This is a genomic window from Conchiformibius steedae (assembly GCF_014054725.1).
Classification (GTDB): Bacteria; Pseudomonadota; Gammaproteobacteria; order Burkholderiales; family Neisseriaceae; genus Conchiformibius; species Conchiformibius steedae.
The window spans coordinates 1,017,087-1,043,754 of sequence record NZ_CP059563.1; the positions used below are offsets into that span (position 1 = coordinate 1,017,087).

Consider the following 26,668-nt stretch of genomic DNA (forward strand, 5'->3'; position numbering starts at 1 on the left):
ATGGAAACCGATTTACACAAAACCGAGCGTCTGATTCGCGAAATCAATTTAATCCACCAGCATTATTCGCAGGATTATTTTGAAACGGGCAAAGTGCAAAAAATCAATTTGGCGCATACTTTGCATAAAGTGCCCGTGGAGCATATTTTGACTTACCGCTTGGTGTTGCACGAAGCGATTAACGATTATCTGGCGTTTGCCGATACGCGCGGCATTGATTTTTTTTACCGTGTGAAAACTGCCGAAAGCATACACGATAAAATCAGCCGTTATCTGCAGCGCGAAAACCAATATCCCGTGAATAATATTTTGAATGATATTTTCGGGGCGCGGGTGATTTTGCCGTCTGAAGCGGTGGCGCAGGTGTTGGCAAGGCTGGATGATTGGAAAACCGAATACGGTTTAAAAAACTGGTATTTGCGTGATGTGGATGATTATGTAGGCATTCATGTTTATTTTAAAAACGGCAGCAATTTTTATTATCCGTGGGAATTGCAGATTTGGGACGAACACGATGCCAAAGCCAATATCTGCAGCCACAGGGCGTATAAACGGGCGTTTGTAAGGGCGTTGCAACCATTTAATGATTCGGAGACAAACAATTGAAAGATTCATTGACATTTTTATCAACTCATTTAAAAGACCTATTCGTGTTTTTATCGGCTTATCCCACTGCTTCTGCCTGTGCGCTGATGGTGGCGGGGGCTTTGCTGGTGTGGCGCAGCAGTAAGCAGCGCAACGAAGCGGGTGAGTGGGGGAGTGCCTTGCAATGGGGCTATCTGCTGGCGATGGTTGGCGGGTTTGGGCTGATGGCGTTTGGCTTAGAGTGGAGTTTTACCGCTGTTTTGCTGGTGTTTACCGTATTTACGGGCGTGGTGTGGGTGTGGGCAAAGCTGGTGCGCCGACGTTTGCCCGTGCAGCAGATGGAATGGCAGGACAGCAATCATTTTCGTGATTATATGGCGGGATTTTTTCCGATTATTGCGGTGGTGTTTGTGCTGCGTACCTTTATTGCCGAGCCGTTTCAAATTCCGTCCAGTTCCATGCGCCCCGGCTTGGTCAAGGGCGATTTTATTCTGGTGAATAAGTTTTCTTACGGGGTGCGCGTGCCTGTGTTAAACAATGTGCTGCTGCCCACGGGCAAGGTGCAGCGTGGCGATGTGGCGGTGTTTAATTATCCGCTAGACCCAAAAGTGAATTATATCAAGCGCATTGTGGGTGTTCCAGGTGATGTGGTTGAATATAAGGATAAAATCTTAACTGTAAATGGCAAGCCCGAAAAAGACACGGCGGTGGGGGCATATACTTATCAAGATGATAATCTGCCCGATGTGCAAAATGAAGCACAGCGTTTTCAGGCAGGTTTTGAAGGGCGTGAGTTTGATGTATTGAAAAAAGAAGATAACAGTCCTGTGGACCCTGCTACTTTTAATCATTACCGTCAGGAAATTACCGATAAAAACCTACCCGACCATTTATTACAGCATTGCCAGTATGCCGAAGACGGCAGCGCGTTCCGCTGCACCGTGCCTGAAGGTCAGTATTTTGCCATGGGCGACAACCGCGACAGCAGCGCGGATTCGCGCTATTGGGGTTTTGTAGATGATAAGTTGATGGTGGGTAAGGCTTTTGTGATTTGGTTGAATTTGGGTGATATGAAACGCATCGGTGGTGTGATTCGCTGATATGATATTGCAGTAAGTTTTTTGACGGCAGACGCGCCGAATCCCGTATGGGGATTCGGCGTTGTTTTTTGAGTGGGGAAAAGCTGTTATTTAATGTGGCTATGTTGGGGATAAGTGCATTGATATGGCAGCATATTTGGCATGGTTTTTGTTTGCGGTAAATGTGCAACAGAATATTGGCATCGGGGCGGGGGAAAAGCCAAACGGAAAAAAGTTGTGTTAAAGTTGAAATGTTTGATTTTTATACGGTGTGATTGTGTATAAAAATGAAATATTTTTAACGGTATATGGGTAATAGGGTTTTGAAGGCATAAGGATGTCTGTATCAAAACCTGTTTTTTATTTTTATTTTAACTGAATTGAAATACAGAAACACACGTCTGATATCGGGCGGGTGTATGAAAAGAAAGGAATATAAATCATGAAACCTTATGCTGTTTCTTACCGTTCGCAAACCAAAAAGCGTTTCCGCCGCACGGTGCTGGCTTCGCTGATTTCGGCAGGCGTGGCGGTGCAGGCGCAGGCATCGTTTGTACGCAGTGATATTGACTATCAGTATTTCCGCGATTTTGCCGAAAACAAGGGTAAATTTACCCCCGGTGCGCGGAATATTGAGGTTTTTGACAAAAATGGGCAGTTGCTGGGCAAAATGATGACGGCGGCGCCCATGCCAGATTTAAGCGGGGTATCCACCAGCGGGGTGGCAACTTTGGTTTCTCCGCAATATGTAACCAGTGTGCAGCACAACGGCGGTTACGGCTCGGTGCGTTTCGGGCAGGCGGGCGACAGTGCCGATGCCCATCATTTTGATTATAAACTGGTGGATCGCAACGATTATCCTACTGTAAAAGAACAGACCGATGCGGGTGTGGATGCCAAACGTCAGCTGCATCAGGATTACCACACGCCGCGTTTGGCAAAACTGGTCACGGAAGTGGAGCCGATTCCGATGTCGTCTGCCGGCATGGAGCCCCGTACTTATGAGGATAAAGAGCGTTTTCCCGTGTTTGCCCGCACAGGCAGCGGCACACAGTGGACGCGCGACAAAGACGGCACCAACCGCTATTTGAGTGGTCCTTACCGTTATCTGACTGGTGGCAGCCCCTTGCGTCCGAGCCAATCGCGCTACAGCTGGTTTGATGCACAGAGCAGCGTGTATGACGACACTTACGGACCGATGGCAACTTACGGCGCACCGGGCGACAGCGGTTCGCCGGTGCTGGTGTACGACAAGCAGCAAGACCGTTGGGTAACGCTGGCAGTATTGAATTTTTATTTGGGCGACAAAGGACAAAAAAACATCAGTGCGATTTCGCGTCCCGAATTTTTGCTGAAACAGCAAAACGAAGATATTGGCGCAAATATCAGCAACAGCGTAGATAATGCTGTGTTTGATTGGACGGCGGCGGGCAACAGCAGCACCGTTTCCAATCCTGCTAATACCGGTGCGCCTTACCGCGTGGGTTTGACTGATGAAGCGCAAAAAGCAAACGATACGTCTCAAAAGCGTCCCAGCTTAAATCACGGTAAAAGCATGATTTTGTCGGGCAAACGCGGTACTTTGCGCTTGCAGTCGGATATCAACCAAGGCGCAGGCGCGTTGAAATTTGATACCGATTTTACGGTAACGGGTAAAGATGCCAATACCACTTGGCTGGGCGCGGGTGTGGACATTGCCAAAGGTAAAACCGTGCAATGGCAGGTGCATAATCCCAATGGCGACCGTTTGTCCAAAATCGGCGAAGGTGTGTTGCGCGTAAACGGACAGGGTAAAAATCAGGGCAGCATCAGCGTGGGCGACGGTACGGTAATACTGGCGCAGCGTGCCGATGCCAACGGCGAAAAACAAGCGTTTTCGTCAGTGGGTATTGTGAGCGGACGCGCTACGGTGGTGTTGGAAAGTGCAGACCAAGTCAATCCCGACAATATTTATTTCGGTTTCCGTGGCGGACGTTTGGATGTAAACGGCAATGATTTGACTTTTAACCGTATTCAAAATGCGGATAAAGGGGCGCATATTGTCAATAACCACCGTACGGGCAGTGCGGAAATCACCATCAGCCGCCGTTTGCCCAAACCGATGACGGCAGGGGAAATTCCTTGGTTGAATTGGAATCAGAAGGGCAACGGTTTGCGCGAATATGTGAACACGCACCGCCGCAACCGTAAGGATTATTTTATTTTGAAACCGGGCGGTAATCCGGGCGATTATTATCCCGTGAACGGTCAAAGCAGTGCCAGTTGGGAATTTTTGGGACACGACCGTGCCGCCGCCGAGCGCATTTATTTGGAACGTGAAAATGCCCGCCGCCATGTGGCGGTTATGGACGGCTACCACGGCTATTTGGGCGAACGTAAAGGTTCGGGCAAGCACAACGGCAAACTGAATTTGGTGTACCGTGCGGAAAATCCTGAAGATTTAACCCTGTTTTCAGGCGGAATGAACTTAAACGGTAATGTCAGCGTACAAAGCGGTAAAGTGCTGTTGTCGGGTGCGCCCGTGTTGCACGCCCGCGATATGCAGAAAAACGCCGATGTGGTACGCGAAGACGAATGGACGGACAGCAATTTTACCGCGCACAACTTTGTGGTAGAGGGGAAAGGCGTGTTGCAGACAGGGCGTAATCTGCCCGAATTGCGCGGTAATGTGAGCGTAAGCGGCAGCGGTCAGGCGGTACTGGGTTATATTCAGGGCGAAACCCCCGTGTGTGTGCGTTCCGATTACACAGGCGAAACCGCTTGCGCCCCCAGCAATATCAGCAAAGCCGTTTTGGACAATATGACCCCCACCCGCGTAGAAGGCAATCTTGCCGTGCGCGAACACGGTCAATTAACCTTGGGTAATGGTGTGGAATACCGCCGCGCCATTGCTGCCGAACGCCAAACCGGTCTGCGTTTGGCGGGTGCACACTGGCATCTGCCTGATAACAGCCGCATTGGTTCTTTAAGCGGCAGCCACGGCGGACAGGTTACGTTGAGCAATGGCAAGCAATACCGCACTTTAACCGTGGATGGCGACTTGTCGGGCGAAATGGGTTTCAATCTGAACACCAATCTGGCTGCCAACCAAGGCGATAAAATCGTGGTAAACGGTTTGGCAACAGGTAATCACACCTTGAATGTGCGTAACAGCGGCAACGAGCCGACCCAAGTTCAGCGTTTGACCTTGCTGGCGTTGAACCACGGCGCACAAGACAAAAATGCGGTAACGGTGAATCTGCGTAACCCGCAAAACGAAAGCCATGTGGATGCAGGGGCGTGGCGTTACACATTGGCATCAGACGAGCGCAACCAATATTATCTGCATAATCCCGTGAAAGAAGCGGAATTGGCAAAAGCCAAAGCCGATGCGGAAAAAGCCGCTGCCGCTGCTGCCGCCAAGAAGCTGGCAGATGCACAGGCAGCGCGTAAGCAGGCGGAAGCATTGGCAGCGCAAGCCGAATCGGCGCGTTTGATTGCCGTTGCGGCGCAAACCGCTGCCGAAGAAGCCAAACGCCGTGCCGAAGAAAACCAAAACGCCAATACCGCTGCTTTGCAAACGGCGCGTGAAGCTGCAGAAACCGCCCAACGTCAGGCACAGGCAGCGGAAAGCGCCAAAGCCGAAGCAGAACGTCAGCGCGATGCAGCCAATACCGCCAAAGCGGAAGCGGAACAGCGTTTGCAGGCCGCACAAAGCAACGCCCAAGCCGCGCAAGCCGAAAAAACCGTTGCCGAGCGTGAAGCGCAAACCGCCAAAGCCGCCGCTCAAGCTGCGGAAGTTGCCAAAGCGGATGCGGAAAAACGTTTGCAGGCAGCGGAAGCCGCGAAAGCCGAAGCGGAAGAAGCCAAACGCGCAGCCGAAGCAGCCAAACTGCTTGCCGAGCAAAATCAGGGTGCAGATGCTGCTGCCGTTGCCGCCGCACAAAGCCGTGCCGAAGCCGCTGAAAAAACGGCAAAAGAAGCAGAAAAACGCGCCCAAGCCGCTGAATCTGCGAAAACACAGGCGCAAAATGATTTGACTGCGGCGCAAAGTGCCGTTAGCGAAGCCCGCGCCGCCGCGCAAGCCGCCCAACAACGCGCTCAAGAACAAGCCGATACCGCCGCTGCTGCCACCGAACGCGCCCAAACTGCCGAATCTGCCAAAGCGGATGCGGAAAAACGTTTGCAGGCAGCGGAAAGTGCCAAAGCAGAAGCGGAAGCAGCACGTCGCGTGGCAGAAGAAGCCAAACGCCTTGCCGAGCAAAGTCAGGGCGCGGATGCCGCTGCCGTTGCCGCTGCACAAAGCCGTGCCGAAGCCGCTGAAAAAACGGCACAAGCAGCAGAAAAACGCGCTCAAGCCGCTGAATCTGCGAAAACACAGGCGCAAAATGATTTGACTGCGGCGCAAAGTGCCGTTAGCGAAGCCCGCGCCGCTGCGCAATCTGCACAACAACGCGCTCAAGAACAAGCCGATGCCGCGGCAGCGGCAGGCGAACGCGCCCGTAGTGCCGAAGCCGCCAAAGCCGATGTGGAAAAACGTTTGCAAGCAGCGGAAGCGGCAAAAGCCGAAGCCGAAAAAGCCAAACGTGATGCGGAAGAGGCGAAACGTTTGGCGGAAGCCAGTCACGGTGAAGCAGTGGTCGTAGCCAGCCGCCGCGCCGATGCTGCGGAACAAGCCGCACAAGAAGCCCAAAAACGTGCCGAAGCCGCCGAAGCCGATAAAACCAAAGCACAAAGCGATTTGGCGGAAGCGCACAATGCGGTTGAAACGGCACGCGAAGCCGAACGTTTGGCTGTGGAACGTGCCAACGCCCAAGCCGATGCCGCTGCTGCTGCTACCGAACGCGCCCAAAGCGCAGAATCTGCCAAAGCCGATGCAGAAAAACGTTTACAAGCTGCGGAAGCCGCGAAACAGCGTTTGGAAGAAGCAGAAAGTGCCACCGCTGCGGCATTGGCGGATACACGCCGTACTTTGGCGGCCACCGAAAGCCGTTTGAATCAAGCCGAGCGCGACAAACAAAACGCCCAAAGCGAAGCAGCACGTCAGGCACAAGCTGCGGAAGATGCCAAAGCCGCGCAAGCACTTGCCGAACAACAGGCGCAAGTTGCGGAAACCGCGCGTTTGGCAGCCGAATCCGCCAAAACCGCTGCCGAAGCCGCTGCCAAAACCGCGCAAGAAGCCCAAGCCGCTGCCGAAGCTGCCAAAAACGGCAGTCAGCAGCAGTTGCAAAACGCTTTGAGCGAGTTAGCAAACGCCCGCACCGCTGCGGAAAACGCCGAAGCCCGTCGTGAGTTGGCAGAAAACCATGCGCGTGCTGCGCAAACCGCTGCCGATGAAGCCAAGCGTTTGCAAGCCAACGAGAAACAAGCCCGCGAACAAGCCCAAGCCGCTGCCGAAACCGCACAAAACGCAGCGCGTGAAGCAGAAAACGCCGCTGCCGCAGCCCGTCGCGCCCAACAACACGCCGAAAGCCTGAGCAGTACCGCCCAAAGCGAACGCGATGCCGCACTCGCCCAAGCCAAAGCCGCACAGGAAAACGCCGCTGCCAAAGCCAGCGAAGCCGAAGCCGCACAAAAACGCGCCGAAGCCGCCGAAGCCGCGCGTGTTCAAAGTGCTGCCGAGTTGAAAGAAGCGCAGGCGCGTTATCAAGCCGAAGCCGCTGCCCGCGAAAAAGCCGAAGCCGATTTGAAAGCCGCACAGTTGGCACGCGCCGAAGAAGCTGCTGAACGTCAAGCCGCGCAAGCCCAAGCCGCTGCCGCCAAACGTCAGGCAGAAGCCGAAGCCGCACGCCGTCAAAGCGAACAGGCAGCCAATCAGGCGCAGGCACAGTTAATCAGCCGCAATGCCAATACCGCTCTGTCGGAATTGTCTGCCCAAAGCAGCGCCTTGGAACACAGCGTGCGCGGGGTAGAACGCCGTTTGCGCCAAATCGGTAAAACCCATAACGGCATTTGGTCGGCAGCCGAAACCCGCAAAGGCGAACAGCGTTCCGCACAATACCGTCCTTACGAATACCGCGACGACAGCATTCATTTGGGTGTTGACCGCCACCGGCGCATCGGCGTGGGCGAATTGACCGCAGGTGCGGTATTCAGCCATACCCGCAGCAGCCGCGACTATGCCGAAGGCGTTGACGGACGCGGACACGCCACCACAGTGGGCGTGTACGGTAAAGCCCAGTTTGACAACGGCGTGTTTGCCACTGCGCAAGCAGGTTACGGGCGCAGCCGCAGCCAAATCAGCAGCAGCGGCAAGCAAAACGAAATCAAACGCAATATTGCTCATGCTTCAGCAGGTATCGGCACGCAGATTCAGGTAGCAGGTTTGGACGTGCGCCCCGACATTGGTGTGAACTACCGCCACATCGGCGCAACGGATTACCGCTTGCACGACGGCGACACAGACGGCGCATTGCACGTTCAAAGCGGTTCGCAAAATCTGGTGGGCTACCAAGCAGGATTAAGCGTGTCCAAAACCGTGAAAACCGCCAACGGTGTGCAGATTACCCCGCACGTCCGCGCCGTGTATCACGACCTTGACCGCGAAGCCAACGTCAATATCAACGGTCGTCAGCTCAAACAACGCTTCGGCAAATATTGGGAAGGCGAAGCAGGTGTGGGCGTGGCTGCGGGCGCGTGGAACGTGTCGGCACAGGTATCACACAGCCGTGGCAACGAACGCCGCCGTACCACTTCAGGCGGCTTGAGCGTGGGCTACCGTTGGTAAAATACCACAATAGTTAAACATGCCGTCAAAAGCGCGGCAGGGCGTGTCGGAACAATGTTCCCACCGCGCCCTGCCGCGCTTTTTCTATGTAAAAAATTGTTTTATTTTATTAAATTTTATGTGTTTGATTTGACTGTATTCGCATTTGTCAAGACTTGAACAGCCCAAACATAATGCCTTATCATAGTCCCGCATCTTAAACGGCAAGGGCGAAAATCCCTGCCTGCTTTTATTATTTCGGACTTCCTCATGAACACCAGCATCAAAGTTACCAAGCGCGACGGCCGCCTAGAAGCCATCAATCTCGACAAAATCCATAAAGTTATCAAATGGGCGGCAGAAGGGCTGCAAAACGTATCGCAATCGCAGGTGGAGATGAAGTCCAAAATTCAGTTTTACAACGGCATCCGCACCCAAGACATTCACGAAACCATCATCAAATCCGCTGCCGATTTGATTTCTGAAGAAAACCCCGATTATCAATATTTGGCGGCGCGTTTGGCGATTTTCCATTTGCGTAAAATTGCTTATGGCGACTACACGCCGCCGCATCTGTACGACCATGTGGTCAAACTGACTGAAATGGGCAAATACGACCGCCATATTCTCGCCGATTACAGCCGCGAAGAATTTGACGAACTGGACAACTATATTGACCACGAACGCGATTTGCGTTTTTCCTACGGCGCAGTCAAGCAGCTGGAAGGCAAATATCTGGTACAAAACCGCGTAACGCGCCAAATCTATGAAAGCCCACAGTTTTTATATGTGCTGGTGGCGATGTGTCTGTTTGCCAAATACCCCAAAAGCGAGCGTTTGGATTATGTGAAGAAGTTTTACGATGCCGTTTCGCTGTTTAAAATTTCCCTGCCCACGCCGATTATGTCGGGCGTGCGCACGCCCACGCGCCAATTTTCATCTTGTGTGCTGATTGAGTGTGACGACAGCTTGGACAGCATCAATGCCACCACGTCTTCCATTGTGAAATACGTTTCCCAACGCGCAGGCATTGGCATTAACGCAGGGCGTATTCGCGGTTTGGGTAGCGAAATCCGTGGCGGCGAAGCGCAGCATACGGGCTGTATTCCGTTTTTTAAAATGTTTCAGGCAGCCGTCAAATCCTGTTCGCAAGGCGGGGTGCGCGGCGGTGCAGCAACGCTGTTTTATCCGCTCTGGCATATTGAAGTGGAAAGCCTGCTGGTGTTGAAAAACAACCGCGGCGTGGAAGACAACCGCGTACGCCATTTGGATTACGGCGTGCAAATCAACCGTTTGCTGTACACCCGTCTGATTAAAGGCAGCGACATTACCCTGTTTTCCCCCAATGAAACCCCTGGTTTGTACGAAGCCTTTTTCGCTGACCAAGACGAATTTGAACGCCTGTACACCCAATACGAGCAGGACGAAAACATCCGTAAACGCACCATTCCTGCCGCCGATTTGTTCTCGCTGCTGATGCAGGAACGCGCAGGTACGGGGCGCATTTATATTCAAAATGTGGACCACTGCAACACCCACAGCCCGTTTGACCCTGCGGTTGCGCCTGTGCGCCAATCCAATTTGTGTTTGGAAATCGCCTTGCCTACCAAGCCTTTAAACGAAATCGGCGACACCAACGGCGAAATTGCCCTGTGTACCTTGTCGGCGTTTAATTTGGGCGCATTGGAAAGCTTGGACGAATTGGAAGGCTTGTCCGATTTGGCGGTACGCGCCTTGGATGCGCTGCTGGATTATCAGGATTATCCGATTGCCGCCGCCAAAATCGCCACCATGAACCGCCGCACTTTGGGCGTGGGCGTGATTAACTATGCCTATTATTTGGCGAAAAACGGTGTGCGTTACAGCGACGATTCCGCCATTGCCTTAACCCACAAAACCTTTGAAGCGATTCAATATTATTTGCTGAAAGCATCAGTTGGGTTGGCAAAAGAATTCGGCGCTTGCCCCTTGTTCCACGAAACCCGTTACGCGCAAGGCGTGTTGCCGATTGATACTTATAAAAACGATTTGGACAAATTTTGCAGCGAGCCTTTGCACTTGGATTGGGAAAGTTTACGCGCCGAAATTGTGCAACACGGTTTGCGTAATTCCACGCTGACTGCGCTGATGCCCAGCGAAACCAGTTCGCAAATTGCCAATGCCACCAACGGCATTGAGCCGCCGCGCGGTTTGGTGTCGGTAAAGGCTTCAAAAGACGGCATTTTGAAGCAGGTTGTGCCCGAATTGGAACGCCTGCGCCACCGTTATGAAACCCTGTGGCAAATGGGCGGTAACGACGGCTACCTGAAACTGGTGGGCGTGATGCAAAAGTTTGTGGACCAAGCCATTTCCGCCAATACCAGCTACGACCCGCAGCGTTTTGAAGGTGGGCGCGTACCGATGAACCAGATGCTGAAAGATTTGCTGTCGGCATATAAATATGGTTTAAAAACCTTGTATTATCACAATACCCGCGATGGTGCGGACGATACGCAGGTGGATTTGCAGGACGATGGCTGCGTGGGTGGGGCGTGTAAGATTTGATGTGGGAGTAGGTGTATGTCAGATTTTTCCGACTTCCATTATCAAGAGCAAGTATATGATTTGTCGCATTTAGAACCAATGTATGTCAGCTATATTCAGGCTGCGGGTAAAGCTGGTGAAACCGAAAAGATTTATCGCTGCATTGTGGAGTTTAGCGGTCATTGTTTTACGAAAGCACCTAATCAGGCAAAAGGTGAAACATTGGCTGATTTTCCGAGTGATTTGCATTGTATCTTGCCAAAAGAAACGCGGATTTTTTGTTTTGAACGATACGCCTATTCAAAAAAATTGCCGCAAATTATTCAGGAATTGGCGCAGAGAAAATGCTTTTTCACTTCGGCTGATGATAAGTTCTTAACGGTGGAGGTAGAAGGGACAGACGGGGAGCGCGTAGATTATGAAATTTATTTTTCTTTAAAGAAGTCCCGCGATAAACGTTGTGATGTGTATATTTTTATCAATAGTGCTTATATTCGAGATAAAGAACGGCAGCAGCATACCCGCTATAAGCCAGTGTCGTTTTATGTTTTATTGAATAATACGGTATGCAATAAACGGATTAAACGTCCCAAATAAGGCAATGCCCCCAATAATTTATTGAGGGCATTGGTACAGGTATCGCTTTATAACTGCTCTTGGGCTGGTAACCTTATTGGGATAAGGTCGGATAAACGCTGACGTAATATGACCGTCAAACCTGCTTATACGTTTTATTGATGCCAATTTTAACATGGTTGCGAGTATGGGGATACAGTTTGTGGATTGATATGAAGAAGAGTGTTGAATTTTTGTTTAAAAAATTATCAAAAGTATACGGCTGCCTGAAAACGGGAAAAACCGTTTCAGGCAGCCTGAATTTTTACAATTAAGATTATTTGCAAGAAATGCCTAACATTTTCGGCTCTGCGCCATTGGACAGTTTGACAGTGCAAACTGCCTGATTGCTGCCGGAAATCTGCGCAGAATCGGCATGTTTGCTGATGGTCAGCGGCTCTTTTACGCCCATTGCCAAAGCGGTGCGGGCAATGCTGGTAGACAGTTCTGTGGATAATCCAGAGGTATTGGCTTGAATATCGGGTTGTTTTTCTTTGGCAAGGGCAACCGATAATCCGCCTGCGGTGGCAATCATGGCAGCAATGGCAGCGGCAGCGTATTTTTTATTGATGGTCATGGTGTGTCCTTTCAAGTAAGTTGAACGGCTACTTTACTTGAGTTTGAGGCACTTGGGGAAATTTTGTCTTGATGTAAACACAATCTTACGCAGCGTTTGCATATTTTCAAACAGTTTTGCACGGGTGGGGGCATCGGGTTGGCAGTCAAGCGTGAGCAGATGTGTTGGGTTGGAGTCGCTGATATGCAAGCGGGCAGGGCGGAACGGCAAACCGTGTTCACGGGCAAAGGCTTCGGCGCGGCGGTTGGCGGTATCCAGCAGATTTTGGCACTGGGCGGGCAGGTGCAACACGCGCACTTGCAAGACCAGCAGACGGGCAGCGAGCCAATCGGCTGCATCGCTAAATTGTGTAGGGCTGGTGTATTGGGTGTGGCGGCGGGCAGCAGCCAACATCATGGCGGTGGTGCGGATTTGCGGTAACAGCGCTTCGCTGGCGCAGTTGTCGGGTAGGACAGACACATCTACAGGTGCGGGGGCGTGGATATTGCCGTCAGTCAGCAAAGTGATGCGGGTTAGGGCAGGGGTGGTGGGGCGGAAAGTGGGACGGTTTTTCATCATGGTGTTCATCGCGGTGTTCCTTGTGGGTGGATACGGCGATTGATTGAACAGCTAATAAAAAACCGCCGCAGTCTGAATGGCTTGGGCGGTGTGTTTGTGAGAAGGGTTCGGAAATTACCGACACGCAAAAGCATACCGCACGTTCATGCAGTAGTGCCAATAAGTAAAAGCGTGTGTAAAACGGTTCATCTTTACCATTTCCCAAAATCATTTGAATCAGCGGGTTTGATGGAAGCTCAAACCCGAACAGGCGCACTATACGCGGCAAACATGTGGGCTGTCAAGCGGTTTCAGTCAAACAGACTCATCAGCCAGTTGGCAAAGCGCACCAACAGGGCAACCAGCTCATACAGCCCTTCCACGTTTATTCACCCCATTTGGGCATCAGGCTGTGGGGGATACGCAGTTGGTCGAGAATACGCGCCACCACAAAATCTACCATATCGTTAACGCTTTGCGGCTTGGTGTAGAAGCCCGCAGAGGGAGGCAACACGGTGCAACCTGCTTGTGCCAACTTGAGCAGGTTTTCCAAGTGAATGGTTGAGAACGGGGTTTCACGAGGCACAACAATCAGCGGACGGCGTTCTTTAATGATAACGTCGGCGGCGCGTTCAATCAGGTTTTCCGACAAACCGTTTGCCACCGCAGCTACTGTGCCCATGCTGGCAGGGCAAATCACCATCGCATCGGCGGCGCTGTTGCCTGAAGCGGGCGCGGCAAACCATTCTTCACGCCCAAATACGCGCAATTGCGGTGCGCTGACATTAAAGCGTTGGCACAACATTTCTTGGGCTTCGGCAGCGGAAGCAGGCAGTTTTAAATCCATTTCCTGCTGCGCCACAATTTGCGCGGCTTGCGAATACACCAATTGCACGTTTTTGCCTGCTTGCAACAGCACTTCCAACAAACGCACGCCATAGGGCATACCCGATGCGCCGGTAAACGCTAAAGTAACGGTTTGAATGCCGTTGTTGCCGCTTTCAGACGGAACAGCGGCAGGTGCAGCGGCTTTGGGTGCAGGTACCATGTCTTGCGCATCGCCGTTGTGGTCAAAATCCATCCAACCTGCGGGTTTGTTCATGCCTTTTTCCAATTTAGCAGCCATGCGGTCGCCGATTTGCAGTGTCTGACCGTTGGGACGCACGGTTTTGGCGCGTACTTGATACAGATAAGCGGCTTTTTCGTAACCACAACGGCGGGCGAGTTTGGCAACGCCGCCTGCTTCACGAATCAGCAATTCAAAGTTTTCAAAACGGTTATCCATAATAGATTTCATAATTTTTACCTTTATATTCAAAATAATGCCTGAAGAGGCAATAGGGTTTCTGCCGCAGCGGGCGTGAGTTGTATAGGGATTGCCTATGTGTTAAATGCCTAGTTATGTATTAGAAAAAGCAATTTATTATACATAAAATATATGCTTGTGGTAAAGTAAAAATAAAGTTTTTTATCGCTTGATAAACTGCATCTGCAGCCTTATTTTAAACAATATTTGTTTGAGGAGTTTGACCATGGATTTGAGCAATCATTTTTTGATTGCCGCACCCGCTTTAGATGAAGGTCCGTTTGCGGGCAGCGTGGTGTATGTGTGTGAACACAATCAGGAAGGCGCGATGGGCGTGATTATCAATAAACCGTCGCCGATTCCCATGCAGGCGGTGTTTGCGGGCAACGGCGGCGACACGCCCGAACGTTTTGCCGAAGATTTTGTTTTGTTTGGCGGACCAGTGCATCCCGAACGCGGTTTTGTGGTGCATACGCCCGCAGGCGAATGGCAAAGCACCTTAAAAGTAAACGGTGCAGACGACAACGGCGTCACCACTTCACGCGATATTGTGGAAAATCTGGGCGATGAAGAAAAAGTGGCAAAAGCTTTTTTAACCATTGGTTACGCCAGTTGGGAAAAAGGACAGTTGGAACGCGAATTGGCAGAAAATTCGTGGCTGACGGTGGCGGCGGACAATGCGATTTTATTTGATTTGCCTGCGGGTAAGCGTTACCGCGCGGCGTTGGCCAAACTGGGGATTGAACAAGTGAATTTGATGCACGGGGCAGGTCATGCCTGATTTGCCGCAGGGCGGGGTGTTGGCGTTTGATTTTGGCGAAACGCGCATCGGCGTGGCGCAGGGCGATTCGGCGGTGTGCATCGCGCACCCCTTGGCAACGGTAACGGGGCGCAGCAATGCCGAAAAATTGGAACGGATTGCCGTGTTGGTGCAGCAGTGGCAGCCGCAGTTTTTACTGGTGGGCTTACCCGTGCATGCTGACGGCACACCCCACGACATCACCCGTTTGGCGCGGCGATTTGGCGAGCGTTTGCAGAAACGCTTTGATTTGCCTGTGTTTTGGGCGGACGAGCGTTTTACGTCCCTTTATGCGGAAGAGCTGCTGCATCAGGCGCAAGTGTTTGGTAAAAAACACAAAGCCGTATCCGACCAAGTAGCGGCGCAGGCTTTGTTGCAGGGCTTTTTTGATGGCGTGCGCATGGATACGGTGGCGGTGTTTGCTGCGATGGATGCGGCACAAAAAGAAAAAATAGATAAAAATGATTGATTTACATTGTCATTCCAGCGTATCGGACGGGGCGTTAAGCCCTGAAGAAGTGGTGCGCTTGGCGGCGCAGAACGGTTGTCGTCTGCTGGCATTAACCGACCACGACCACACTGGCGGCATCGCCCCCGCACGCGCCGAAGCCGCACAACACGGCATTCGTGTGATTAGCGGCGTGGAAGTGTCGGTAACATGGCGCGGGCGCACCATTCACATTGTTGGTTTGGATTTTGACGAACAACATGAAGGCTTGCAAACGCTGCTGGCGCGGGTGCGCGGCGGACGCATTGAACGGGTGCGCCAAATATCGGAAAAATTAGCCAAAAAAGGCATTACAGGCGTATTTGACGGCGCAATGGCATTGGCAGCTGCCAATCCCGAAATGGTGTCGCGCACCCATGTGGCGGAATTTTTGCTGCAACAGGGCGTGGTTCGCAACAAGCAGCAGGCGTTTACCAAGTATTTGGGCGAGGGCAAATGTGCGGCGGTGGCGCACCGTTGGGCGGATTTGGACGAAGCGGTGGGCGCGATTACGGCGGCGGGCGGATTGGCGGTGGTGGCGCATCCGATGCGCTATGATTTGTCGGCAACGGCACGGCGGCATTTGTTTAGCGAATTTCAAGCAGCAGGCGGCTGCGCGATTGAAGTCCACAGCGGCAGCAGCAGTTTGGGCGACCGTTTAAATTACGCGCTGTTGGCGGAACAATTTGGTTTTTTTGCCAGCGCGGGCAGCGATTTTCACCGCAGCGGCGGCTATGGCGGCGGGGTATTGGGTGCGTGTCCCGAACTGCCGCCGTTGTGTCGTCCGATATGGGCGCAGTTCCGCGAGCCGTATCAGCCTGTACATTAACAAAAAACCTGTATTCTGTGCAGAATACAGGTTTGGTTTGATTGAGAAACAGAATTAAGCGGGTTGTGCTTCAAATCCTGAATGTCTTAACAAAGCATCAATTTGCGGCGCACGTCCACGAAAGGCTTTAAAGCTGTCCATCGCGCTGCGGCTGCCGCCCACCGCCAAGATTTCATTCCAGAATTTCGCGCCCGTGTTTTTCACGTCGCCGCTTTCTTCAAATGCCGCATAAGCATCCGCGCTCAATACTTCCGCCCAAGCGTAGCTGTAATAGCCTGCCGAGTAGCCCCCTGCAAAAATATGGCTGAAGCTGTTGGCAAAACGGTTGTATTCGGGCGGACGGATAACCGCCACTTCACGGCGCACTTCGTCCAATACCTGCGCCCAATGGTGCAATTGTGCCGTATCGGTTTCGCTGTAAATCTTCATGTCAAACAAGGCAAATTCCATTTGGCGTACCAAAAACAGCCCGCGTTGGAAATTTTTCGCCGCCAACATTTTGGCAAACAAATCTTCAGGTAATGCCTCGCCCGTGTCTTCGTGCGCCGACATACCGCGTAACACGTCGTATTCCCACACAAAGTTTTCCATAAACTGGCTGGGCAGTTCCACCGCGTCCCATTCCACGCCGTTGATGCCGCTCACGCCCAACTCGTCCACACGGGTAAGCAGGTGATGCAATCCGTGTCCCGTTTCGTGGAACAGAGTCAGGATTTCATCGTGGCTTAAACGCGATTCTTTGCCGTTTACAGGCGGAGTAAAATTGCACACCAAATAGGCAACAGGCGTTTGGATTTGTCCCGCTTTGTGTCCGTCTGCAAAACGGCGGCGACCGCGGTAATCGTTCATCCATGCGCCGCCGCGTTTGCCTTCGCGGGCAAACAGGTCAAAATACACGCCGCCGATAATTGAACCGCCTTTTTCCAATTCAAAATAACGCACGTCTTCATGCCAAGCGGGAACGCGTTTTTCAATAAAGTTCACCCCGAACAAACGGTGTACCTGTGCAAACAAACCTGCCAATACCTTGCTGACAGGAAAGTATTTTTTCACTTCGGTTTCGCTGAAAGCGTATTTGGCTTCGCGCAGTTTTTCGCTGGCATAAGCCAAATCCCACGCCTGCAAATCGGCGATGTTCAGCTTGTCGGCAGCAAAAGCGCGTACTTCTGCCAAATCGCGCTCGGCGAAAGGTTTGGCGCGTTTTGCCAAATCGTTCAGAAAATCCAAAACTTGTGCGGGGGTTTCTGCCATTTTGGTTGCCAGCGACAATTCGGCGTAATTGGCATAACCCAGCAGCTTGGCTTCTTCTAAAGCAATTTCCAAACAGCGGTTGATATTGGCGGTGTTGTCCCATTCGGGTTTGCCCAATTCGCTGGCGCGGGTGCTGTAGGCACGGTAAAGCTGTTCGCGCAGTTCGCGGCGGTCGGCGTGCTGCATCACTGCCAAATAATGCGGCATTTGCAACCCGATTTTCCAACCGCTTTTGTTGTCGGCTTCGGCAGCAGCGCGGAACATCGCCAAAGCATCTTCGGGCAAACCCGCCAATTCGCTTTCGTCTTCAAAATACAGCGCAAACGCATCAGTTGCGTCCAACACATTTTGGGCAAACTGTGCGCCCAATTGTGCGCCTTCGCTTTGCAATTCGGCAAAACGTGCCTGCTGTTCGGGGGGCAGTTCCGCACCGCTTAACACAAATCCGCGCAAATCATGCGCCAATTTGGTTTGACGGGCAGCGTCCAATTTATCAAACTGTGGCGAAGCCTTAATGTCTTTAAAACGCTCGTACAATTCAATATCCTGTCCGATTTCGGTAAAGAAAACCGTTACTTCGGGCATCAATTCATTGTAAGCGGCACGTAATTCAGGCGTATCTGCCACCGAATTTAAATGCGCCACCACGCCCCAAATGCGCCCCACACGCTCGGTGGCATCGGTTAGCGGTTCAACGGTATTCAGCCAAGTGGCTGCTTCATCTTGATTTTTTACCGCTGCTACAGCTTCGCGGGCTTCGGCAATGGCTTGGCGGACAGCAGGGCGCACATCTTCGGCGCGGATATCGGCAAAACGCGGTTCATCTTGTAAATTCAACAAAATATTGTCGGACATGGGGTGTCTTTCGTGTGTGTTGTCAGAACGGCTATTATAGCCCATCTGTTGGCGCGTTGCCGATGGCAGAACACTCATCGGTTTTGCATTAGGGCGTGATTAAAAATACAAAAAACGCTTGGTAATTGGCGCGTTTACGGATAAAATAGAGTGGTTTTTTCCCAACTCAAAACCGAAATAACGGAGCCAAACAATGACAGCTAAAGGACAACTGTTACAAGATCCTTTCCTGAACGCTTTGCGTAAGGAACATGTGCCCGTTTCCATTTATTTGGTAAACGGCATCAAACTGCAAGGACAAGTGGAATCTTTTGACCAATATGTGGTATTGCTGCGCAATACTTCGGTAACGCAAATGGTGTACAAACACGCCATTTCTACCATTGTGCCCGCGCGTGCAGTCAGCTTGCAGCACGACGGCGGCAATAAAAATGCCCAGCAAAAAACCGCCATGACTTTGCAGCAGGTGGAAACCGTTACCCCCAGCGCTGCCTGATTTTTTGTTTTGATTCAACGCATGGTTGTCGGATTCAACCATGCGTTTTTTATTGTCTGATAAAAATATCCCCGAAATACGGATATTTCGGGGATAGCTTCTTAATGCACGTCTTTCCAGAATTCTTTTTTCAGGAAGTATGCCAATGGCAGCAGTACCGCAATCAGGAACATCAACACGATGTAGCCGATTTGTTTGCGCTGAACCTGTGCAGGCTCTGCCATATACGACATAAAGTTCACCAAATCTTTGACAGAATTATCAAATTCTTTGGTAATCACTTTGCCGTCTTTGGTCATGCGTGTTTGCGTACCTGCTTGAACCCAATACAAATCGGGGATTTTGCCGCCGTGTCCGTCGTCTTTCCAAATGGGCTGACCTTTGTCGTCCAACTTAACGGCTTGAATGCCTTGTTGTTCCCACAGCGGATGCGGCATGCCTACTTTATCAAACACCACATTGTTCCAACCGTTGGGACGGGTGGGGTCGTGGTAGAAACCGCGCAGATAGGCATACAGGTAATCCGCGCCGCGTGAGCGGGCAATCAGGGTTAAATCGGGTGGGGCTGCGCCAAACCATTTTTTCGCATCGGCTGGGTCCATGTGCGCCTGCATCACATCGCCCACTTTATCGGTGGTAAACATCAGATTGTTTTTGATTTCATCTTCTGTTAAACCGATGTCTTTCAAGCGGTTAAAACGCATGGCGGAAGCCGAGTGGCACGACAGGCAGTTATTGACAAAAATCTGTGCGCCGCGTTGCAGGCTGATTTGGTCGCCGTGGTCTAATTCTACTTTTTCGTAGTTGCCGCCGCCTGCTGCGCCAGCCATGCCGATGGGGGCTGCCAAGGCGATGGCAGCAAGGTATTGTTTCAATGATTTTTTCATTTTGTTCACCGCCCTTTTAAATATAAACCGCAAACAGGTATGAACCCACCAGCGTAATCGCCACATAAACAAAGAACATCAGTTTTTGTTTGGGCGTGCTCATGGTTACACGCTCGGGAACGGGTTTGTCTTGGTCCAATTTGGTGTAAAACGGCATGCCCAAGAAGAAGGCGAAATACACCACTGACAAAATTTGCGAAACCAAAGTACGGGTATCGCTTGCCACTTTCGCGCCCAAAATGCCCAAGCCGATGAATGAAATCAAAAAGGCAACCAAGGCAAATTTGAAAATCGGACCGCGGTAGCGGATGGATTTGGTGGGGGAACGGTCCAGCCACGGCAGCAGTGCAATCAGCACCACGGCTGCGCCCATTGCCAATACGCCCCAAACTTGTGTACCTGCAAAAGAGGGTACGGCACGCAAAATCGCATAGAACGGGGTGAAATACCAAACGGGTGCGATGTGCGGCGGGGTTTTCAGCGGGTCGGCAGGGTCAAAGTTCGGTTTCTCCAAGAAATAACCGCCGCCTTCGGGGGCAAAGAACATCACCGCGCAGAAGAAAATCAAAAATACCACTACGCCCAAAATGTCTTTAACGGTGTAGTAGGGGTGGAAAGGAATGCCGTCCAAAGGAATACCGTTAGAATCTTTCAGTTTTTTGATTTCCACGCCGTCGGGGTTGTTGGAACCCACTTCGTGCAGGGCAATCAGGTGGGCAGCCACCAAACCGACCAATACCAAAGGCAGGGCAATCACGTGCAGGGCGAAGAAGCGGTTTAAGGTGGCATCAGATACGTTAAAGTCGCCGCGAATCCAAGTGGATAAATCAGGACCAATCACGGGAATCGCGCCGAACAGATTAATAATCACCTGTGCGCCCCAAAACGACATCTGACCCCAAGGCAGCAGGTAGCCCATAAAGGCTTCTGCCATCAATGCCAAGAAAATCAGCGAGCCGAATACCCACACCAGTTCGCGCGGCTTTTTAAACGAGCCGTACACCAAACCGCGGAACATGTGCAGATACACCACGATAAAGAACATGGATGCGCCGGTAGAGTGCATATAGCGGATAATCCAACCGCCCGACACGTCGCGCATAATGTATTCCACGGCGGCAAACGCTACAGGCAGATTTTGTGCGTTCAGCGTGCCGTCGGGTTTAAAGTTCATGGTTAGGAAAATGCCGCTGACGATTTGAATCACCAGCACCAGCATCGCCAACGAACCGAAAAAGTACCAAAAATTAAAGTTTTTCGGTGCATAGTATTCGGTAACGTGTTCCTTCATCATTTTGGACAGGGGGAAACGCGCGTCCACCCAGTCCAGTAAGGCTTTGCCTTTGCTTTGATTTTGGTTTTCCATAGTCTGTGCCCCTTTGTTTTATTCTTCGCCAACCAGAATCAGGTTGTCATTCAGGTATTTGTATGGCGGGATAACCAGATTGCTCGGTGCGGGTACGCCTTTGAACACACGTCCTGCCAAGTCAAATTTGGAGCCGTGGCAGGGGCAGAAAAAGCCACCTTTCCAGCTTGCGCCGCCCAAGTCCGCCGCGCCCACATCAGGGCGGTGGGTGGGGGAACAGCCCAAGTGGGTGCAAATACCGATGGCCACCCACAGGTTCGGCTTCAGCGAACGTGTGGGGTTTTTACAGCTTTCGGGCTGTTGGTCGGCTTGCGAAGCGGGGTCCACCAGTTCGCCGTCAAGCGTGGGCAGGTCTTTGAGCTGGGCTTCGGTGCGGTTGAGCACAAAAATGGGCTTGCCGCGCCATTCGGCGGTTAGTAGTTGTCCCGCTTCAATTTTGCTGACATCTACTTCTACTGAAGCACCAGCGGCTTTGGCTTTTTCCGAAGGAAACCAGCTGGCAACCAGCGGCGTGGCTACACCCAAGGCAGCTACGCCACCCGCACCAGCGGTGGCGAGTGAGAGAAAGCGGCGGCGTCCTTGATTGATTTCTTTATTATCCATTATTCAGTTGTCCTGATGTTTGGGGTTTGACACATGCGCCGAAAACCGTAGGGTTTTCGGAAAACGCGGACGGGGGCGGATTGCCCTTGCCGGTGTGATTTTACCCCGCCCATGCGCCAAAGGGCGCAGATAGGGGCAAATAAACCATTAAACCCCGCGATTTTACCCGATTTCACGCTGAGGATTAAGCGTTATTTAAAATCAGGTAAAGATTTTCGGGGAAAGTTTGATTTTAAGCAGGGTTTTGTTGTAGCGTTAAGACGGGTATAGTGGCAAGGTCAATAAGCAAAAATGGAAAGAATATGCAGCGAATTACCCTGATTGCCGCCGCCGATATAAACGGCTGTATTGGTGGCAACAATACCATGTTATGGCATATCCCTGAAGATTTTGCCTTTTTTAAACAATATACTTTAGGTAAACCCGTGATAATGGGGCGCAAAACATGGCAAAGCCTGCCCAAACGTCCGCTGCCCGAACGCCGTAACATCGTTTTGTCGCGGCAGAGGGATTGGACAGACACAGGCGCGGAAGTGTTTGCCGATTTAAACACTGCCTTGGCTGCTTGTGCCGATGCGCCCGAAGTGATGATTATCGGCGGGGCGCAGCTGTATGCACAGGTTTTGCCTTTGGCAACCGATTTGCGTTTAACCGAAGTGCGCCTAAATGTGGCGGGCGATGCCTTTTTCCCCGAATTTTCGCGCCAGCAGTGGCAGGAAGTTTCCCGCGAAAGCCATGTTTCGGCGCGGGGGATTGGCTTTGATTTGGTGCATTGGCAAAGGTTTAAGTATAGTGGATAAAAATAAAAACGAGACAAGGCGACAACGCCCGCCGTGTACGAACAGTACATCAGGGTGTTGGCAACGCCGTATCGTTGCAATTTTAATCCACTATGGTCTGACTATTACGCAGCATGAGCAGCAGATTGTCCAGTTCGGCGGGTAAAGGGGCGTGCAGATTCAGGGGTTCGCCACTTAATGGGTGCGCCAATATCAGCTGTTCGGCGTGTAAAAACATCCGTTTCAGCCCGATTTTTTGCAAACGTTTGTTGCCCTGATAATCGCCGTAACGTTCATCACCCGCGATGGGACATTGCTGCGATTGCATGTGAACGCGGATTTGGTGGGTGCGCCCTGTTTTTAAGGTGGCGCGTAGCAGGGTGAGTTTGGACAAGCCGATGCGGTGCAGTAAGCCACCGTCAAAGCGTTCCAATACGTCAAACACGGTGTGGGCGTGTTGTCCGTCTGCGGCAATGCGTACCATTTTTTCGCCTGCTGCGCCTGTGTATTTGTGCAGCGGCAGTTTAACGTGGCGGATGTCGCCCCATGCGCCAATACCAAGGGCAAGATAGCTTTTTTGCGGCGTGCCTGCGCGGATGGCTTCGTGCAGTTTGACTAAAGCACTGCGTTTTTTGGCAATCATCAGCAAACCGCTGGTGTCGCGGTCGAGACGGTGTGCCAGTTCCAAATAACGGGCTTCGGGACGGGCTTGGCGCAGTTGTTCAATCACGCCGAAACTGACACCGCTGCCGCCATGCACGGCTACGCCTGCGGGTTTGTTGATGACCAGCAAGGCATCGTCTTCAAATACGATGGGGAACAGGCGCGGCGGCACGGAGGGGGCGGGTAGGGTGCGTTCGGCGGTGCGGATGGGGGGAATGCGTATGCTGTCGCCTGCGTACAGACGGGTTTCGGCTTTCACGCGCTTGCCGTTAATGCGTACTTCGCCAGCGCGGATAATGCGCCAAATATGGCTGCGTGGCACGCCTTTGAGTATTTTTATCAGGTAATTATCAAGGCGTTGTCCTGCGTGTTCTTCGCCAAGCTGCAAATGGCGGACGCTTTCTTTGCTAATTGGTGGCATTTTCTCTTATAATCCGTTTGTTTTTGAGCGGCAACCGTCCGCCGAAAACGCGGATGGCGCGGTGTGTGTCGTTGGCTTATCAACACCCTGTTTGGGCAGCTTGGACTGTCGCCCCGTTTCGGGCAAACCGCCTTTCCGATTTTTTGCCAAATAACGGCACACGCCCCCATTTTAATTGAAAAACGCACTTTGAGAACCCATGCCGTTTGCGGTATCGGTTTTTAGAAACGGACATCCTTTTGCACGCACAAGCCTACACGGGCAAAACCGCAACCCGAGTTTAAACTTTTTGGGCGCAGACGGCATATTGATTAGGTCGGCACAGCCGCTCGCCCCAGTACCGTTAAATTGTTTTTTTATACCCGGCAGGCTCACACCGCATGGCAAAGAAAGCCTTTTAACTGTTAATAAAAACAACAAGACGACGGCTGTATTATTCTTCGGCGCACATTCCGCCATTTTCTTTAGCTCTTTATTCGCTTGCTTGTTTGCCTGCCGTGCGGCGGGCGCAAAGTCTTAACCGGTTGTTTTCCGTTTCCGTGCCTTAATAATATTGAGGTAAAACAAATATGAAACGCATGTTATTTAACGCCACGCATTCCGAAGAATTGCGCGTGGCGATTGTTGACGGGCAAACCCTGCTCGATTTGGACATTGAAACGCTGGGTAAAGAACAGCGCAAAGGCAATATTTACAAAGGCGTGATTACCCGCATTGAGCCCTCTTTAGAAGCCTGTTTTGTCGATTACGGAACCGACAGACACGGCTTTTTGCCGTTTAAAGAAGTATCCCGCGCCTATTTTCAAGATTACGAAGGCGGCAAAGCCCGCATCCAAGACGTGCTGAAAGAAGGCATGCAAATCATTGTTCAAGTGGAAAAAGATGAGCGTGGCAACAAAGGCGCGGCACTGACCACCTTTATCAGCTTGGCGGGACGTTATTTGGTGTTGATGCCGAATAATCCACGTGGCGGCGGCGTGTCGCGCCGCATTGAAGGCGAAGAACGCCAAGAACTGAAAGCAGCGATGGCGGAATTGGACGTACCGCAAGGCATGAGCATTATTGCGCGTACCGCAGGCATTGGGCGCACAGTAGAAGAATTACAATGGGATTTCAATTATTTGTTGCAACTGTGGCGCGCCATTGAAGAAGCCGCTGCCGCGCACAAACAGCCCTATTTGCTGTTTATGGAAAGCTCTTTGGTCATCCGCGCCATCCGCGACTACTTCCGCCCCGACATCGGTGAAATTCTGGTAGACAATCAAGAAGTTTACGAACAAGTTTCCGAGTTTATGAGCTATGTGATGCCCAATAATTTGGGCAGGCTGAAACTCTATGAAGACCACACCCCCTTATTTTCACGTCTGCAAATTGAGCAGCAGATTGAAACTGCTTTTGCGCGTTCTGTGAGCCTGCCTTCTGGCGGCGCGATTGTGATTGACCACACTGAAGCCCTTGTTTCCATTGATGTTAACTCTGCGCGTGCCACGCGCGGCGCGGATATTGAAGAAACCGCGTTTAAAACCAATATGGAAGCGGCGGAAGAAGTGGCGCGGCAAATGCGTTTGCGCGACTTGGGCGGCTTGGTCGTCATTGATTTTATTGACATGGAGGACGCGAAAAACCAGCGCGAAGTGGAAAACACCCTGCGCGATGCCCTAAAAAAAGACCGCGCCCGTGTACAAATGGGCAAGCTGTCGCGTTTCGGGCTGCTGGAATTGAGCCGCCAACGTCTGCAACCCGCGCTGGCGGAAAGCAGCCACATTGCCTGTCCGCGCTGTGCGGGAACGGGTGTGATTCGCAGCATTGAATCCACCGCGCTGCACGTTTTGCGCCTGATTCAAGATGCCGCCATGAAAGACAATACGGGCGAAGTACACGCACAAGTGCCTGTTGATGTGGCGACTTTCCTGTTAAACGAAAAACGCGCCGAGCTGTTCGGCATGGAAGAGCGTTTGGATGTATCGGTGTTTTTGATTCCCAATATTCATTTGGAAAATCCGCATTACGAAATCACGCGCATCCGCAACGATGATGTCGATGAAAACGCCGCGCCCAGCTACAGACGTGTTGCCAAGCCTGAAGTGGTTGATAATGTGCCGTTTTCCAACAGCAAAGGCGAAAAAGCCGCCCGCCCCGAACCTGCGGTAAAAGGCGTAAAACACGCTTCACCTGCGCCTACCGTATCGGAAAACCGTTCGTGGTGGGACAGCTTTAAAGGCTGGCTGAAAAAACTGTTTGGCGGCAGCGAAGAAAGCAGCAGCAAACCCGCCGCTGCCGAAAAACTGCGCACCCCGTCCAAACGCAACAACCCCAACCGCCGTGCCAACGGCAACCGCAATCAGCAATACGCCCACAAAAACAAGCGTCCTTACCATAAGGCATCGCCTGTTGATGTGCAGAACGATGCTGCGCCTGTGGTAGAAAAAGAAAAGGTGAATCAACAGCCTAATCCAAATAAACCGCAGCGTAATCCCCAGCAGAAACAACAGGCTGTTTCGAAAAACCAAGCGGCTGCCGCACCCAATCCTGCGCCCCTTGCCGCTGCCGAAGTGCCTGTTCAAGCAGCAGAAAATACCCCCAAGCAGCCGCGTCATAAAAAGCAGCAGCAAAAACAAAAACCGCTGATTGTCCGCATTGGTAACAACAACCAACAGGGTAATTCTGCCAATAAGCAGCAAAAAAGTCAGAATAAACAGGCGAATAAGCGTCATATTCCGTCTGCTGCGCGTATTGAAGGTTCGCTGGATGTGGGCAAAGCCGCGCAGCGTGTGGAAGATGCAGTGGCAAAAGTGCTGATGCAATATCCTGATTTAGCGGAAGAAAGTCTGTTAGTGGCGGAATACCGCGCCCGTTATGAGGCTGCGCCTGAAGCTGTGGCAGAAGCAGAAACCGTTGAAGAGGTGGTATTTGCGGTGGCAGAAGAAACCACGGTATTGCAAGCCATTGAAATGGAAGAAGAGCCAAATATTAGCACTCAAGCGACTGAAGCAGAAGAAAATGCTTTGGTGCGTGAAGCAGCGGCACAGGTAGAAGCAGCGGTTGCCGAAGTATGCGGAACGGCGGATGCCCCTGTGCTGGAACAGCTGATTGAAAACTTGGATTTGCAAGGTTTGCAGTGGGTGCAGACGGAAACCGTTGAAACTAAAGCAGAAGAATCAGTGGTGGAAATTCTCGCTGCACAGCCTGCTTTGCGCCGTAGTGACCGCAAACCTGTTGCGTCTGCTGCTGCACCTGCGCCGCAAGCCTTGATGCAGGTGGAAACCACGCAAGATTAAGTATTGTTTTTAATTAAAAAAGCTGCCCGATAAGGTTCGGGCAGCTT

20 protein-coding genes are annotated in these 26,668 nt (G+C 51.8%); 12 read left to right on the top strand and 8 right to left on the bottom strand.

Annotated elements, in window-relative coordinates:
- The 5 genes from H3L98_RS05585 (at position 1) to H3L98_RS05605 (ending at position 11,469) form a co-directional block, all read left to right on the top strand.
- Complete coding sequence (locus H3L98_RS05585) at positions 1–606, top strand: nucleotidyltransferase family protein (RefSeq protein WP_051531940.1); 606 nt, start codon at positions 1–3, stop codon at positions 604–606.
- Positions 607–692: 86 nt separating this feature from the next.
- Positions 693–1,685, top strand: coding sequence for a signal peptidase I (gene lepB, locus H3L98_RS05590; protein ID WP_051532051.1), 993 nt, complete (start codon positions 693–695; stop codon positions 1,683–1,685).
- A 421-nt stretch (positions 1,686–2,106) separates the two neighbouring features.
- Positions 2,107–8,370, top strand: coding sequence for a S6 family peptidase (locus H3L98_RS05595; protein WP_051531941.1), 6,264 nt, complete (start codon positions 2,107–2,109; stop codon positions 8,368–8,370).
- A gap of 249 nt (positions 8,371–8,619) precedes the next feature.
- Complete coding sequence (gene nrdA, locus H3L98_RS05600; RefSeq protein WP_027021132.1) at positions 8,620–10,893, top strand: class 1a ribonucleoside-diphosphate reductase subunit alpha; 2,274 nt, start codon at positions 8,620–8,622, stop codon at positions 10,891–10,893.
- 15 nt (positions 10,894–10,908) lie between these two features.
- Complete coding sequence (locus tag H3L98_RS05605) at positions 10,909–11,469, top strand: hypothetical protein (RefSeq protein WP_027021133.1); 561 nt, start codon at positions 10,909–10,911, stop codon at positions 11,467–11,469.
- A 295-nt stretch (positions 11,470–11,764) separates the two neighbouring features.
- On the opposite strand, the gene H3L98_RS05610 is transcribed toward H3L98_RS05605, so the two are convergent.
- From H3L98_RS05610 to H3L98_RS11050, 3 genes are all read right to left on the bottom strand, one after another.
- Positions 11,765–12,064, bottom strand: a complete 300-nt coding sequence (locus H3L98_RS05610; protein WP_051531942.1) for a hypothetical protein — start codon at positions 12,062–12,064, stop codon at positions 11,765–11,767.
- 33 nt (positions 12,065–12,097) lie between these two features.
- The gene (locus tag H3L98_RS05615; RefSeq protein ID WP_051531943.1) at positions 12,098–12,631 is read right to left on the bottom strand and encodes a hypothetical protein; all 534 of its coding nucleotides are present in this window, start codon (positions 12,629–12,631) and stop codon (positions 12,098–12,100) included.
- 355 nt (positions 12,632–12,986) lie between these two features.
- A complete protein-coding gene (locus H3L98_RS11050) occupies positions 12,987–13,547 on the bottom strand; it encodes a flavin prenyltransferase UbiX (protein ID WP_051532052.1) in 561 nt (186 codons plus the stop codon).
- 586 nt (positions 13,548–14,133) lie between these two features.
- Between H3L98_RS11050 and H3L98_RS05625 the strand changes: the two genes are divergently transcribed.
- The 3 genes from H3L98_RS05625 to H3L98_RS05635 are packed head-to-tail and all read left to right on the top strand — an operon-like array spanning position 14,134 to position 16,022.
- Positions 14,134–14,688, top strand: coding sequence for a YqgE/AlgH family protein (locus tag H3L98_RS05625; RefSeq protein WP_027021136.1), 555 nt, complete (start codon positions 14,134–14,136; stop codon positions 14,686–14,688).
- A complete protein-coding gene (gene ruvX, locus H3L98_RS05630) occupies positions 14,681–15,175 on the top strand; it encodes a Holliday junction resolvase RuvX (RefSeq protein WP_084481826.1) in 495 nt (164 codons plus the stop codon). The genes H3L98_RS05625 and ruvX overlap by 8 nt, the downstream gene beginning before the upstream one ends.
- Positions 15,168–16,022, top strand: coding sequence for a PHP domain-containing protein (locus H3L98_RS05635; protein WP_027021137.1), 855 nt, complete (start codon positions 15,168–15,170; stop codon positions 16,020–16,022). The genes ruvX and H3L98_RS05635 overlap by 8 nt, the downstream gene beginning before the upstream one ends.
- Positions 16,023–16,076: 54 nt before the next feature.
- On the opposite strand, the gene H3L98_RS05640 is transcribed toward H3L98_RS05635, so the two are convergent.
- Positions 16,077–18,128: a M3 family metallopeptidase gene (locus tag H3L98_RS05640; RefSeq protein ID WP_027021138.1), complete on the bottom strand. Its 2,052-nt coding sequence runs from the start codon at positions 18,126–18,128 to the stop codon at positions 16,077–16,079.
- Positions 18,129–18,321: 193 nt separating this feature from the next.
- Between H3L98_RS05640 and hfq the strand changes: the two genes are divergently transcribed.
- Complete coding sequence (gene hfq, locus H3L98_RS05645; protein ID WP_027021139.1) at positions 18,322–18,624, top strand: RNA chaperone Hfq; 303 nt, start codon at positions 18,322–18,324, stop codon at positions 18,622–18,624.
- A gap of 101 nt (positions 18,625–18,725) precedes the next feature.
- On the opposite strand, the gene H3L98_RS05650 is transcribed toward hfq, so the two are convergent.
- From H3L98_RS05650 to petA, 3 genes are read right to left on the bottom strand one after another with little or no spacing between them, the layout of a single operon-like run.
- Entirely contained in the window at positions 18,726–19,511 is a 786-nt protein-coding gene (locus H3L98_RS05650) for a cytochrome c1 (protein WP_027021140.1), read from the bottom strand.
- A 16-nt stretch (positions 19,512–19,527) separates the two neighbouring features.
- Complete coding sequence (locus tag H3L98_RS05655) at positions 19,528–20,877, bottom strand: cytochrome b (RefSeq protein WP_027021141.1); 1,350 nt, start codon at positions 20,875–20,877, stop codon at positions 19,528–19,530.
- 18 nt (positions 20,878–20,895) lie between these two features.
- Positions 20,896–21,480, bottom strand: coding sequence for a ubiquinol-cytochrome c reductase iron-sulfur subunit (petA, locus tag H3L98_RS05660; protein WP_027021142.1), 585 nt, complete (start codon positions 21,478–21,480; stop codon positions 20,896–20,898).
- Between the two features lie 302 nt (positions 21,481–21,782).
- On the opposite strand from petA, the gene H3L98_RS05665 reads away from it, so the two are divergent.
- A complete protein-coding gene (locus H3L98_RS05665) occupies positions 21,783–22,280 on the top strand; it encodes a dihydrofolate reductase (RefSeq protein WP_027021143.1) in 498 nt (165 codons plus the stop codon).
- Between the two features lie 82 nt (positions 22,281–22,362).
- Here H3L98_RS05665 and H3L98_RS05670 read toward each other — a convergent pair whose 3' ends face one another.
- Positions 22,363–23,343, bottom strand: a complete 981-nt coding sequence (locus tag H3L98_RS05670) for an RluA family pseudouridine synthase (protein WP_027021144.1) — start codon at positions 23,341–23,343, stop codon at positions 22,363–22,365.
- A 199-nt stretch (positions 23,344–23,542) separates the two neighbouring features.
- On the opposite strand from H3L98_RS05670, the gene H3L98_RS05675 reads away from it, so the two are divergent.
- A complete protein-coding gene (locus tag H3L98_RS05675) occupies positions 23,543–23,863 on the top strand; it encodes a hypothetical protein (RefSeq protein ID WP_182078459.1) in 321 nt (106 codons plus the stop codon).
- A gap of 49 nt (positions 23,864–23,912) precedes the next feature.
- On the top strand, positions 23,913–26,621 hold the full coding sequence (locus H3L98_RS05680) for an Rne/Rng family ribonuclease (RefSeq protein WP_027021145.1): 2,709 nt from the start codon (positions 23,913–23,915) through the stop codon (positions 26,619–26,621).
- Positions 26,622–26,668: the final 47 nt, after the last annotated feature.